Raw genomic sequence first — 11,055 nt, forward strand, 5'->3', positions numbered from 1 at the left:
GCTGAACCGACGAGACACGCCGTCCGCCCCCCTGAGCGTGGCTTCGTTAATCGTCAGCCAGCTCTCGAGCCCCTTAGGATGCGCGGCCGTCGCGACCCATGGCGCCTGCGTGCCCAGCGGATCCTCGAGCTCGCGTCCTTCGAGCGCGAGGGAGGCGGCCACCGCGGCGTAGATCGAGAACGCCGTGGCGAGAACGATGCTCGGCAGCACCAGACGCTGCCGGCGCGTGAAAACCTCCGCGAGCGCCCAGATGAGCGCTGCGCCTGCGGCCATCCCGGCCGCCATCGCCTGCGGCGGCAGGAGCGCGGACATGGCGAGCTGAAGCCCCGCCAGCAGGGCCACGAGGCCGACGCTCATGAAGACGTCGTGGAAGCCGCGCACGAAGCGCACGTCCTCGCGGTCGGGCGCGTCCAGCGCGTCCGGCGCCGGTCCGCCTCGACCGGCGAGGAAGACCCGCAGGCGCTCCGCCTGGCCGGCGTCGATCACGCCCGCCGCGACGGCGGAGTCCAGCTCGTCAACCAACGGTCTCAAGGCTCTCAACAGTCAGGTTGTCGTTGGTGTAGACGCAGATCTCGGCGGCGATCTTCATCGCCTTGCGGACGATCGTTTCAGCCTCGGCCTCGGTGTCGATCAGCGCGCGCGCGGCGGACAGCGCGTAATTGCCGCCGGAGCCGATCGCGGCGACGCCGTTCTCGGGCTCCAGCACGTCGCCATTGCCGGTGATGACCAGCGCCGTGTTCTTGTCGGCGACCAGCATCATCGCCTCGAGATGGCGGAGATAGCGGTCGGTCCGCCAGTCCTTGGCGAGTTCGACCGCGGCGCGCAGCAACTGTCCGGGATATTGTTCGAGCTTGGCCTCGAGCCGTTCGAACAGGGTGAAGGCGTCGGCGGTAGCGCCCGCGAAGCCTGCGATGACCTCGCCCTTGGCGATCCTGCGGACCTTTCGGGCGGTCGCCTTCATCACGGTCTGGCCGAGGCTGACCTGACCGTCGCCGCCGATCACGACACGGCCGCCCTTGCGCACGAGCAGGATCGTCGTGCCATGCATCTGATTGTCGGACATTGAGGCTCCGGAGGAGAATTCGGAGCCTCAAGTAATCATTCGCGAGCGGTTCGCAACTTGGCCGCTCGGACCCGAACCGGAGCACGGCCCAGCGCCCCGGGGCGCTCGACCCCGGACGCCGGGCGCGAGCGATCGATTCGTGCGGTCAGTGGCCGCTCGACAGGCCGCGCGAGGCTTCGAACAGGAACCAGGCGCGACGCTCGGCCTCGTCGATCCAGTTCTCGAGCAGGCTCTCGCTCGCGACGTCGTCATGATCGTCGCAGAGGTCGTGGACCTCCTTCATGCGCACCACCATGTCGAGATTGTCCTGGCGGAGCTCGGCCAGCATGTCGAGCGGCTCCACGAAGTCCGAGTCGTTGTCGGCGAGCCGCTGCAGCCGGGCGATGTGGCCGATCGAGCGGAGCGTCGTGCCGCCGATCTTGCGCACGCGCTCCGCCATGTCGTCGGTGGTCGCGAGGATCTGCGCCGCCTGCTCGTCGAGCATCAGGTGGTAGTCGCGGAAGTGCGGCCCGCTGACGTGCCAGTGGAAGTTCTTGGTCTTGAGGAACAGCGCGAAGGTGTCGGCGAGCAGCGCGTTCATCGCGCCTTCGATGTCGCGCGTGGCGTTGGAGCCGAGCCGCGTCGGGGTGGCGAGCGGCGCCTTCCGACGGGTCTTGGCGTCCTGGACCTCGGTTTCGGGCGCCTTGGCGCCGGCGGCCTTGCCGCTCGGGCCTTTGCTCTGCGTGTTCTTCGCCATTGAAAGCGGCTCCGGATTGAAAGCCCGTCGCGCCGAGGGGGCTAGGTCGAGCATGAGGAGGGCCGCGGCGCCGGCTTCAGGCGAGTTATGTTTTGCGTCGCGGATGTCGAGGGGCCCCGACGCCTTGATTTTCGAGGGGCTGGCGGGCATTGGGTCCGTCAGGGCGTCGGACCATGGCTCTGACGCGCAGGCCGTGATAGTCACGCGCCGTTCCGATCCCAGACATGCGCGCCAGACGCGCCCGGAGACGCGCCCATGCGACGGGGCGAAGTGACGAGGAAAACCGCCGAGACCGAGATCGAGCTGTCGCTCGACCTCGATGGCGTCGGCGCGTCGAAGATCTCGACGGGCGTCGGCTTCCTCGACCACATGCTCGAGCTTCTCTCGCGCCACGCGATGATCGATCTCGAGGTTCGGGCGCAGGGCGACACGCATGTCGACTTTCACCACACCACCGAGGACGTCGGCATCGCGCTTGGACAGGCGGTGCGGCAGGCGCTCGGCGACATGAAGGGCCTGACGCGCTACGCGGACGTCCACATGCCGATGGACGAGACGCTGACGCGCGTCGCGATCGACGTCTCGGGCCGGCCGTTCCTGGTCTGGCGCACGGAATTCACGGCCCCGAAAATCGGCGAGTTCGACACCGAACTGGTGCGGGAGTTCTTCCAGGCGTTCGCCAGCCATGCGGCTGTGACGTTGCATGTCGAGACGCTCTATGGCGTCAACGCCCATCACATCGCGGAGTCCTGCTTCAAGGGGCTTGCGCGCTGCCTGAAGGCGGCGCTTGCGATCGATCCTCGCGCCGGCGACCGGCTGCCCTCGACCAAGGGCCGGATCGGCGACTGACAAGGTTTTCGGAATGCGGAACTGGCTGATCTATGAACCGCCGGGCGGGGCGCGGCCGACGCTTGAGGGCGTCGAGGCGTTCGTCACCGTTCGGGAGGGCTTCTCCAAGTTCGCGTTCCTGGTCCCGCTGGTCTGGCTCGTCTGGCGCAGGTGCTGGGCGGCGCTCGTGATCTATGTCCTGGTCGAGATCGCCCTCGCGTTCATCGCCGGATGGGCGGGGGTTGGCGCCGGCGGGACGATCGTGCTCGCCTTCCTGCCGAACCTGGCGGTCGGCCTGGAAGCCGCATGGCTGCGCGCGCGTTCTCTCGAGCGGCGGGGTTACCGGCTCGCAGGGGCGGCCCTCGCCCGCACCCAGGAGGAGGCCGAAGCGCACTTCTTCCAGGAGTGGCTCGGCGAGACGGCCCGTGAACGCGCGACGCCGCCGCACGACGGCGGCGGCTACCGGCCGCATCCCCCCATGGTTCTCGGGCTCTTCCCGCAGCCGGGCGGCGCCCGGTGACGACCGCCATCGTCGACTACGGAGCCGGCAATCTCCGCTCGGTGGAGAAGGCCCTGGAGCGCGCAGGCGCGCGCGACATCCGGATCACCAGCGATCCTGAGGCGATCGCCGGCGCCGACCGCATCGTCCTGCCGGGCGACGGGGCCTTCCCGGACTGCCGCGCGGCGCTCGGCGACGTTTCAGGACTGGGCGACGCCCTGCACGAGGCGGTGAAGGTCCGCGCGCGTCCTTTCCTGGGAATCTGCATCGGCATGCAGATGCTCGCGACCGAAGGCGAGGAGTACCGGCCGACGCCGGGCCTCGGCTGGATTCCCGGCCGGGTGGTGCGGATCGAGCCGGGCGAGGCCGACCTCAAGGTCCCGCATATGGGCTGGAACACGCTGGAGCAGCGCCGGCCGCATCCGCTGCTCGACGGCCTCGCGCTTGGGCCGCAAGGTCTGCACGCCTATTTCCTGCACGCCTACCACCTCGTTCCCGACGATCCGGCGGACGTGGTGGCCTCGGCGTCCTATGGCGGTCCGGTGACCGCTCTGGTCGCGCGCGACAATGTCGCTGGCGTCCAGTTCCATCCCGAGAAGAGCCAGCGCCTCGGCCTGGCCCTGCTCGAAGCATTTCTGCGGTGGCGTCCGTGATCCTCTATCCTGCGATCGATCTGAAGGGCGGCTCCGTGGTGCGCCTCAAGGAAGGCGACATGGAGCGGGCCACCGTTTACGGCCGCGATCCCGGCCAGCAGGCGCGCGCCTTCGCCGAAATCGGCTTCTCCTGGATTCATGTCGTCGACCTCGACGGCGCTTTCGCCGGCGCGAGCGTCAACGCCGCGGCGGTGGACGCGATCCTGGACGCCGTGGAGTTGCCCGTGCAGCTCGGCGGCGGCATCCGCGACATGAAGGCCGTGGAGGCCTGGCTGAACCGCGGCGTGCGGCGTGTGATCCTGGGCACCGCCGCCGTCCGCAACCCGGACTTCGTGAAACAGGCCGCGAAGGCGCATCCGGGCCGGGTCGCGGTCGGGATCGACGCCCGCGACGGCCGGGTCGCGGTCCAGGGCTGGGCCGAGGTTTCGGACATGACCGCGCTCGACCTGGCGCGCCGCTTCGAGGACGCCGGCGTCGCCGCGATCATCTACACCGACATCGCGCGCGACGGTCTGCTCAAGGGTCTGAACCTTGAATCCACCCGCGAGCTGGCGGCCGCCGTGACGATTCCGGTGATCGCCTCCGGCGGCCTCGCCGACATTGAGGACGTGCGCCGGCTGCTCGCCCCCGAGAACGCGGCCATCGCGGGCGCAATCACTGGCCGCGCGCTCTACGACGGCCGCCTCGACGGCCGCGAGGCGCTGGCCTTTGTGCGGGCGGCGGGAGCGTGAACTAGGAGTGGCGTTCCAGGATGCCGGCCGTCACCATCAGCGCGAGGACCGCGCACCACAGCAGAAACCAGATGGCGAAGTGGCGTCCATGGGTCAGAAGGAATCGGGACGCGGCCTTGCCGAGAACAGGTTCGCGACCTGCCTGTCTTTGCATGCGGAACGTCAGCCAGAACGTGTAGGCGATGCAGAGAATTCCGATCGCGACTGCCGCAAATCCCGCGATCTGGCTGGCTGGCGTCATGATTGCCGTCCTATGCAGAGATATTCAGCGGTGAATTCGAAAGATATTGCTTCATGCTGAAGGTCCGCGTCATCCCCTGCCTCGACGTCAAGGACGGCCGGGTCGTGAAGGGCGTGCGGTTCGTCGACCTGCGCGACGCCGGCGATCCGGTGGAGGCGGCGATCGCCTATGACGCCGCCGGCGCGGACGAGCTCTGCTTCCTCGACATCACGGCGAGCCATGAGGAGCGGGCGATCCTGCTCGACGTCGTGGCCCGCACCGCCGAGAACTGCTTCATGCCGGTGACCGTCGGCGGCGGCGTGCGCTCGGTCGCGGACGTGCGGGCGCTGATGCTCGCAGGCGCCGACAAGGTGTCGATCATGTCGGCGGCGGTCAACGACCGCGCGGTGGTGGCGCGCGCGGCGGAGAAGTTCGGGTCGCAGGCGATCACGGTCGCGGTCGACGCCAAGAAGGTTTCCGGGCCCGGCGAGGCCGACCGCTGGGAGGTCTTCACCCATGGCGGCCGGCGGCCGACCGGGCTCGACGCCGTGGCCTATGCGGCGGAGGTCGCGAGCCTCGGGGCCGGCGAGATTCTTCTGACGTCGATGGACCGCGACGGCACCCGCGACGGTTACGATCTGGCGCTCACCCGCGCCGTCTCGGACGCGGTGCCGGTGCCGGTGGTCGCCTCCGGAGGCGTCGGCTCGCTCGACCATCTGGTGGAAGGCGTACGGGACGGGGGCGCCAGCGCGGTGCTGGCGGCCTCGATCTTCCATTTCGGCGAACACACCATCGGCGAGGCGAAGGCCCGCATGGCCGCCGCAGGTCTGCCGGTCCGGCTCGATCCGGGCGTCTGACCGGCGCCGGGCCGCAAGCAAAAGAGGCTGCCCCATGACAGGCTTCACCCTCGAGGATCTCGAACGCATCGTGGCGACGCGCGCCGCGGCCGCGGCCACCGATTCCTACACGCGCGCCCTTGTCGACGCAGGACCGGCGCGCTGCGCCAAGAAGCTCGGTGAGGAGGGCGTCGAGGCGGCGCTCGCGACGGTCGCCGGCACGAAGGTCGAACTCGCCTCCGAGGCCGCCGACGTGCTCTACCACCTGCTGGTGGCGCTCAAGGTCCGCGGCGTCACCCTTGCCGAGGTGATGCGAGTGCTTGAGCAGCGTACGGGGCAGTCAGGTCTGGCGGAGAAGGCGTCCCGGAAGGAGCCTTGATGGACGACGCGCCGCGCATCGGGAGCCCTTCGCCCTACGCGACCTTCCGGCGCCGTGACTGGGCGGCTCTGCGCGCCGACACGCCGATGACGCTCGACGACGCCGACATCGATCGGCTCGCCTCGGTCGGCGATCCGATCGACATGGACGAGGTCGAGGAGATCTATCTCCCGATCTCGCGTCTGCTGGCGTTCTATGTCGCGGCCCGCCAGGAGCTCTACCGCGCCACCCAGCGCTTCCTCGGCCACAGCGAGACCCGCGTGCCCTTCCTGGTGGCGGTCGCAGGCTCCGTCGCGGTCGGCAAGTCGACCACCGCGCGCGTGCTGCGCGCGCTGCTCGCCCGCTGGCCCGACATGCCGAAGGTCGATCTCGTCACCACCGACGGCTTCCTGCTGCCCAACGCGATCCTGGCTCGCGAAAACCTGATGGGCCGCAAGGGGTTTCCGGAGAGCTACGACGTCCAGGGCCTGCTGCGCTTCGTCTCCGACATCAAGGCCGGCAAGCCGCGCGTGACCGCGCCGGTGTACAGCCACCTCGTCTATGACGTCGTGCCTGGCGAGGAGACCGTGATCGAGAAGCCGGACATCGTCATTCTGGAGGGGCTCAACGTCCTCCAGGTCGGCGACAAGCCGAGGAACGGCCGGGTCCAGCCATTCGTCTCCGACTTCATCGACTTCGGGATCTATCTCGACGCCGACGAGGCGCTGCTGCGGCGCTGGTATGTCGAGCGCTTCATGCGCCTGCGTGAGACGGCCTTCCGCGATCCGCAGTCCTACTTCCGCAAATATGCGCAGGTTTCGCACGAAGAGGCGCTCGATACGGCCGAGACGCTGTGGAGCGACATCAACCTGCCGAATCTGCGCGAGAACATCCGTCCCACGCGGCCGCGCGCCGATCTCATCCTCATGAAGGGCGAGAGCCACCGCATCGAAGAGGTGCGGCTCCGCAAGATCTGAGGGCCGCCGTCAGAGCGTCTCGGCCCGGGCCAGAACGCGCTCGTAGATGCGGGTGAGCCGCTCCAGATCCGCGACTGCGACGCGCTCGTTCACCTGGTGCATGGTGCGGCCGACGAGGCCGAACTCCACCACCGGGCAGTAGGACTTGATGAACCGCGCGTCCGACGTGCCGCCGCTGGTCGACAGCTCGGGGCGGCGGCCGGTCTCGGCTTCGATCGCCCCCGACACCAGCTCGACGAACGACCCCGGAGGGGTCAGGAAGGCGTCTCCGTTCGGCGGCTCGAAAGCGAGCTCGTAGGCGGCGGGGCCGATCGCGGCGTCGAGCCGGGCGGCGATGAGCGCCATCAGCTCCTGCGACGTGTGGCGGTCGTTGTACCGGATGTTGAACCGGACCCGGACCTCTCCAGGAATCACGTTGAACGCGCCTGCGCCGCTTTCGAGCCCCACGATCTCGAGGTTCGACGGCTGGAAGCGTTCGGTCCCGTGGTCCAGCGGCTCGTCCAGCAGCGCCGCAAGCGCGTCCGGAAGCTTTCGGATCGGGTTGTCGGCGAGCTGGGGGTAGGCGACGTGGCCCTGGACGCCGCGGATCGTGAAGGTTCCCGAGAGGCTGCCGCGGCGGCCGACCTTCACGGCGTCTCCGAGGGCCTCCGGATTGGTCGGCTCGCCGAGCAGGCAGGCCGAGAAGCGCTCGCCGCGCCCCGCCGCCCATTCGAGCAGCGCCCTGGTGCCGTTGACCGCAGGTCCTTCCTCGTCGCCCGTGATCAGGAAAACCACCGGCGTCCGGAGATCGGGCCGGCGCGCCACTGCCGCGACCATGCAGGCGATCGCGCCCTTCATGTCGACCGCTCCGCGGCCGAAGAGCTCGCCCTCGACGACCTCGCCCGAGAACGGCCCGCGGCTCCAGCGGCCGGCGTCGCCGGGCGGCACCACGTCGGTGTGCCCGGCGAACACGAAGGCGTCGCCCTCGCCCCTGCGCGCGAAGAGGTTCTCCACGTCCGGCGTTCCCTCGGCGGAGAACACCGGGCGGTGGACCTCGAACCCGAGCGGCCGCAGCAGGCCCTCAAGCAGCGCGAGCGCGCCGCCTTCCTCGGGCGTGACGCTCGGGCAGGCGATGAGCGCCTGCGCGACGGCGACGGGATCGCGAGGATCGAGGCTCATCGCGGTCATCCTCGTGGTGGGGCAGCCGCCCCGCTCAGTCTCTGAGCAACTCGTTGATGCCGGTCTTGGAGCGGGTCTTTTCGTCGACCCGCTTCACGATGACGGCGCAGGACAGCGCAGGGCCGGGCGAGCCGTCCTTCAGCGGCTTGCCGGGCAGCGCGCCCGGAACCACCACAGAGTATTCAGGCACCTCCCCGACGAAAACCTCGCCGGTGGCGCGATCGACGATCTTGGTCGAGGCGCCGAGGAAGACGCCCATCGAAAGCACGGAGCCCTTCCGGACGATCACGCCTTCGGCGACCTCCGAGCGCGCCCCGATGAAGCAGTTGTCCTCGATGATCACTGGCCCGGCCTGCAGCGGCTCCAGCACGCCGCCGATGCCGACGCCGCCGGAGATATGGCAGTCCTTGCCGATCTGGGCGCAGGAGCCGATCGTCACCCAGGTGTCGACCATGGTGCCGCTGTCCACATAGGCGCCCACGTTCACGAAGGACGGCATCAGCACCACGCCCGGCGCCACATAGGCCGAACGCCGCACGATCGAGCCCGGGACGGCCCGGAAGCCCGCCTGCCTGAAGCGGCCCTCGTCCCAGCCGTCGAACTTCGAGGCGACCTTGTCCCACCAGGCGGCCTGGCCGGGCCCGCCGGGGATGCGCTCCATGTCGTTCAGGCGGAACGACAGCAGCACGGCCTTCTTCAGCCACTGGTGCACCGTCCAGTCGCCGTTCTCGGACGTCGCCACGCGCAGTTCGCCGGCGTCCATCGCCGCGAGGGCGGCCTCGACGGCGTCGCGTTCCGGACCGGTGGTCGACGGACCGATTTCGGCGCGGCGCTCCCAGGCGGCCTCGATGACGGAGGCGAGATCGGCGTGGCTCATGGGCGCAAACTCCTGACGTGCGGGCGCGGGACGTTTGCGGTCCCGCGGACGAGCTTGTCAATCACGGGCGGCGGCTTCGGGCAGATTGGCGGGACCGAAGCTCTCCGGGAGCAACTCGCCAAGCGTGAAGCGGGCCCGTACGCCCTCGGGACCCGCGACGAGGACGGGCGCGCCGGGCTCGGCGAATTCCCGGATGCGCTGCCGGCAGGCGCCGCAGGGCGTGCAGAGCGCCTCGCCGCCGGCGATCACGCAGATCGCCAGAATCTGGCGGCCTCCTGAAGCCGCCAGCGCCGAGATCGCCCCGGCCTCGGCGCAGACCCCCACCGGATAGGCCGCGTTCTCGACGTTGCAGCCGGCGTGGATCGAACCGTCCGCGGAAAGGAGCGCGGCGCCGACCGCAAAGCCCGAATAGGGCGCATAGGCGTGGTCGCGGGCCAGCGAGGCCGCGTCGAACAACGCGCCGATAATCTCTTCGTCGATCATTCCGCCTCCGGGCCCCATCAACGGGGCCCACGGTAGCGCGCGCCGCGCAGAGCGACAGCGACAATCTCCCCTACCTGACGCCGGGGTTTGCGGGTGCTATCAGCAATACCTCCCGCCTCGGCCCCGGTCCCGGATGTCGATCCCGCCCGAAACCCTGCTCCTGTTCGCGCTTTCCGGAGTCGTGTCAGGCACCGTCGACGCCATCGCCGGGGGCGGGGGGCTGATCGCGCTCCCCGTGCTGATCCTCGGCGGGCTCGACCCTGCAGCCGCGGTCGCCACCAACAAGCTGCAGGGCACGCTCGGAACCGCGACCGCCACCACCCGGTTCGCGCGCGCCGGCCTGCTCGACGCGCTGTCGTCCGACTACGTGCCGGCGAGCCTGCTGCAGGCGGTCGAGCGGCTGACGCATGCGCCGGGCCTTCCGCTCCACGAGGCGTTCGCGCTGGTGACCTCGAAGCCCGCGGCCATGCTCGGGTTCTCGGATCGTGGGCGGCTCGCGCCGGGCCTGCGGGCGGATCTGGTCAGGCTGCGCTTCATGGACGGGACGCCGGTGCTCAGGAGCCTCAGCGTCGCCGGGCGCCGCGCCCTATGAGGGCCGCCCGCTACGCGATCTATTACGCGCCGCCGCCGGAGAGCCCGCTCTGGGGCTTCGGGTCGGACGTGCTCGGCTACGACGCCGCGACCGGCGCCACCCGCCCTCCGCTCGCGCCGGAGGGGTTTTCGGCGGAGGAGTGGCTGCGCATGACCGCGCAGCCGCGCCGCTACGGATTTCACGCCACCCTGAAGGCCCCGTTCCGGCTCGCCGAGGGCGCGACCGAGGACGACCTCGTGGCCGCCGGGCGGTCTTTCGCGCGCAAGCGCCGCGCCTTCGAGCTGCCGGATCTCGCCGTCACCGCGCTCGACACCTTCGCGGCGCTGACCACGCGGGAGCTCTCCGAGCCGCTCTCCGCGCTCTCCGCCGCCTGCGTCGAGGCGTTCGAGCCGTTCCGCGCGCCGCACAGCCCGGAAGAACTCGCGCGCCGTCGCTCGGCGACGCTGACCGAGGCGCAGCAGGCGAATCTCGAACGTTGGGGCTATCCTTACGTGTTCGACGAGTTCCGCTTCCACATGACGCTGACCGGCAGCCTGCCCGAGCCGCTCGTGCCGCGGGCTGTCGAAGGTCTCGCGCGGCTCTACGCCGAGCATGTCGGCGCCGCCGCCTCGACCGTGAACGCCGTCACGCTCTATGTGGAGGAATCGCCCGAGGAGGGCTTCAGGATCGTCGACCGCTTCGTGTTCGGGGGCTGACGGCAGGGAGGGCCGGCATGATTGCAGTGATCTTCGAGGTGACGCCGCGGGAGGGGCACGCCGCGGACTACTTCGCCATCGCGGCCGCGCTGAAGGCGGAGGTCGAGCAGGTCGACGGCTTCATCTCCGTCGAGCGCTTCGAGAGCGTCACGCAGCCCGGCAAGTTCGTGTCGCTGTCCTTTTGGCGGGACGAGGACTCGCTCACGAGATGGCGGGCGCACGCCCGGCACCAGAACGCGCAGAAGGCCGGCCGCGGCGAGGTGTTCGCCGACTACCGGCTGCGCGTCGCCTCGGTGGTGCGCGACTACGGCATGGACCAGCGCGGCGAGGCCCCGGCGGACGCGATCGC

General features: G+C 70.0%; 16 protein-coding genes and 1 pseudogene. 10 read left to right on the top strand and 7 right to left on the bottom strand.

The window, feature by feature from the left end; translation table 11 throughout:
• The 3 genes and pseudogenes from ACIKT0_RS07320 to ACIKT0_RS07330 form a co-directional block, all read right to left on the bottom strand.
• Nucleotides 1–522 (bottom strand): annotated as a pseudogene (locus tag ACIKT0_RS07320) (hypothetical protein); the annotation flags it as partial.
• Nucleotides 515–1,063: an ATP-dependent protease subunit HslV gene (hslV, locus tag ACIKT0_RS07325; RefSeq protein WP_407104706.1), complete on the bottom strand. Its 549-nt coding sequence runs from the start codon at nt 1,061–1,063 to the stop codon at nt 515–517. The gene hslV and the pseudogene ACIKT0_RS07320, both read right to left, overlap by 8 nt.
• Nucleotides 1,064–1,208: 145 nt before the next feature.
• The gene (locus ACIKT0_RS07330) at nt 1,209–1,799 is read right to left on the bottom strand and encodes a Dps family protein (RefSeq protein WP_407104707.1); all 591 of its coding nucleotides are present in this window, start codon (nt 1,797–1,799) and stop codon (nt 1,209–1,211) included.
• Between the two features lie 255 nt (nt 1,800–2,054).
• Between ACIKT0_RS07330 and hisB the strand changes: the two genes are divergently transcribed.
• From hisB to hisA, 4 genes are read left to right on the top strand one after another with little or no spacing between them, the layout of a single operon-like run.
• Nucleotides 2,055–2,648, top strand: coding sequence for an imidazoleglycerol-phosphate dehydratase HisB (gene hisB / locus ACIKT0_RS07335; RefSeq protein WP_183394882.1), 594 nt, complete (start codon nt 2,055–2,057; stop codon nt 2,646–2,648).
• 13 nt (nt 2,649–2,661) lie between these two features.
• Nucleotides 2,662–3,147, top strand: a complete 486-nt coding sequence (locus ACIKT0_RS07340; protein ID WP_407104708.1) for a DUF2628 domain-containing protein — start codon at nt 2,662–2,664, stop codon at nt 3,145–3,147.
• Complete coding sequence (gene hisH, locus ACIKT0_RS07345; protein ID WP_407104709.1) at nt 3,144–3,779, top strand: imidazole glycerol phosphate synthase subunit HisH; 636 nt, start codon at nt 3,144–3,146, stop codon at nt 3,777–3,779. Before ACIKT0_RS07340 ends, hisH begins: the two co-directional genes overlap by 4 nt.
• Nucleotides 3,767–4,510: a 1-(5-phosphoribosyl)-5-[(5-phosphoribosylamino)methylideneamino]imidazole-4-carboxamide isomerase gene (hisA, locus tag ACIKT0_RS07350; RefSeq protein ID WP_407104710.1), complete on the top strand. Its 744-nt coding sequence runs from the start codon at nt 3,767–3,769 to the stop codon at nt 4,508–4,510. The genes hisH and hisA overlap by 13 nt, the downstream gene beginning before the upstream one ends.
• 1 nt (nt 4,511) lies before the next feature.
• On the opposite strand, the gene ACIKT0_RS07355 is transcribed toward hisA, so the two are convergent.
• A complete protein-coding gene (locus tag ACIKT0_RS07355) occupies nt 4,512–4,751 on the bottom strand; it encodes a hypothetical protein (RefSeq protein ID WP_407104711.1) in 240 nt (79 codons plus the stop codon).
• A gap of 53 nt (nt 4,752–4,804) precedes the next feature.
• On the opposite strand from ACIKT0_RS07355, the gene hisF reads away from it, so the two are divergent.
• From hisF to coaA, 3 genes are read left to right on the top strand one after another with little or no spacing between them, the layout of a single operon-like run.
• A complete protein-coding gene (gene hisF, locus ACIKT0_RS07360) occupies nt 4,805–5,587 on the top strand; it encodes an imidazole glycerol phosphate synthase subunit HisF (RefSeq protein ID WP_407104712.1) in 783 nt (260 codons plus the stop codon).
• A 34-nt stretch (nt 5,588–5,621) separates the two neighbouring features.
• Entirely contained in the window at nt 5,622–5,945 is a 324-nt protein-coding gene (locus ACIKT0_RS07365; RefSeq protein WP_407104713.1) for a phosphoribosyl-ATP diphosphatase, read from the top strand.
• Nucleotides 5,945–6,901: a type I pantothenate kinase gene (gene coaA / locus ACIKT0_RS07370; protein ID WP_407104714.1), complete on the top strand. Its 957-nt coding sequence runs from the start codon at nt 5,945–5,947 to the stop codon at nt 6,899–6,901. The genes ACIKT0_RS07365 and coaA overlap by 1 nt, the downstream gene beginning before the upstream one ends.
• A gap of 9 nt (nt 6,902–6,910) precedes the next feature.
• On the opposite strand, the gene dapE is transcribed toward coaA, so the two are convergent.
• From dapE to ACIKT0_RS07385, 3 genes are read right to left on the bottom strand one after another with little or no spacing between them, the layout of a single operon-like run.
• Nucleotides 6,911–8,059 carry a succinyl-diaminopimelate desuccinylase gene (gene dapE, locus ACIKT0_RS07375; protein ID WP_407104715.1) on the bottom strand — a complete coding sequence of 383 codons (1,149 nt, stop codon included), beginning with the start codon at nt 8,057–8,059 and terminating at the stop codon, nt 6,911–6,913.
• Nucleotides 8,060–8,093: 34 nt separating this feature from the next.
• Nucleotides 8,094–8,936: a 2,3,4,5-tetrahydropyridine-2,6-dicarboxylate N-succinyltransferase gene (dapD, locus tag ACIKT0_RS07380; protein ID WP_407104716.1), complete on the bottom strand. Its 843-nt coding sequence runs from the start codon at nt 8,934–8,936 to the stop codon at nt 8,094–8,096.
• 57 nt (nt 8,937–8,993) lie between these two features.
• Nucleotides 8,994–9,419 (bottom strand): cytidine deaminase, encoded by a 426-nt coding sequence (locus tag ACIKT0_RS07385; RefSeq protein WP_407104717.1) that lies wholly within the window; start codon nt 9,417–9,419, stop codon nt 8,994–8,996.
• 133 nt (nt 9,420–9,552) lie between these two features.
• Between ACIKT0_RS07385 and ACIKT0_RS07390 the strand changes: the two genes are divergently transcribed.
• The 3 genes from ACIKT0_RS07390 to ACIKT0_RS07400 all read left to right on the top strand — a co-directional run.
• Nucleotides 9,553–10,011: a TSUP family transporter gene (locus ACIKT0_RS07390; protein ID WP_407104718.1), complete on the top strand. Its 459-nt coding sequence runs from the start codon at nt 9,553–9,555 to the stop codon at nt 10,009–10,011.
• A complete protein-coding gene (locus ACIKT0_RS07395) occupies nt 10,008–10,706 on the top strand; it encodes a DUF1045 domain-containing protein (RefSeq protein ID WP_407104719.1) in 699 nt (232 codons plus the stop codon). The genes ACIKT0_RS07390 and ACIKT0_RS07395 overlap by 4 nt, the downstream gene beginning before the upstream one ends.
• Before the next feature lie 17 nt (nt 10,707–10,723).
• Nucleotides 10,724–11,055: antibiotic biosynthesis monooxygenase family protein (locus ACIKT0_RS07400; RefSeq protein WP_407104720.1), on the top strand; the 332-nt coding region annotated here is incomplete at its 3' end.

The sequence above is a fragment of the Hansschlegelia beijingensis genome (genome assembly GCF_045505405.1).
Classification (GTDB): Bacteria; Pseudomonadota; Alphaproteobacteria; order Rhizobiales; family Methylopilaceae; genus Methylopila; species Methylopila beijingensis_A.

Coding starts and splice junctions, on each gene's coding strand:
- hslV (WP_407104706.1), bottom strand. CDS start 1,063: ATGTCCGACAATCAGATGCATGGCACGACGATCCTGCTCGTGCGCAAG.
- ACIKT0_RS07330 (WP_407104707.1), bottom strand. CDS start 1,799: ATGGCGAAGAACACGCAGAGCAAAGGCCCGAGCGGCAAGGCCGCCGGC.
- hisB (WP_183394882.1), top strand. CDS start 2,055: ATGCGACGGGGCGAAGTGACGAGGAAAACCGCCGAGACCGAGATCGAG.
- ACIKT0_RS07340 (WP_407104708.1), top strand. CDS start 2,662: ATGCGGAACTGGCTGATCTATGAACCGCCGGGCGGGGCGCGGCCGACG.
- ACIKT0_RS07355 (WP_407104711.1), bottom strand. CDS start 4,751: ATGACGCCAGCCAGCCAGATCGCGGGATTTGCGGCAGTCGCGATCGGA.
- hisF (WP_407104712.1), top strand. CDS start 4,805: ATGCTGAAGGTCCGCGTCATCCCCTGCCTCGACGTCAAGGACGGCCGG.
- ACIKT0_RS07365 (WP_407104713.1), top strand. CDS start 5,622: ATGACAGGCTTCACCCTCGAGGATCTCGAACGCATCGTGGCGACGCGC.
- coaA (WP_407104714.1), top strand. CDS start 5,945: ATGGACGACGCGCCGCGCATCGGGAGCCCTTCGCCCTACGCGACCTTC.
- dapE (WP_407104715.1), bottom strand. CDS start 8,059: ATGAGCCTCGATCCTCGCGATCCCGTCGCCGTCGCGCAGGCGCTCATC.
- dapD (WP_407104716.1), bottom strand. CDS start 8,936: ATGAGCCACGCCGATCTCGCCTCCGTCATCGAGGCCGCCTGGGAGCGC.
- ACIKT0_RS07385 (WP_407104717.1), bottom strand. CDS start 9,419: ATGATCGACGAAGAGATTATCGGCGCGTTGTTCGACGCGGCCTCGCTG.
- ACIKT0_RS07390 (WP_407104718.1), top strand. CDS start 9,553: ATGTCGATCCCGCCCGAAACCCTGCTCCTGTTCGCGCTTTCCGGAGTC.
- ACIKT0_RS07395 (WP_407104719.1), top strand. CDS start 10,008: ATGAGGGCCGCCCGCTACGCGATCTATTACGCGCCGCCGCCGGAGAGC.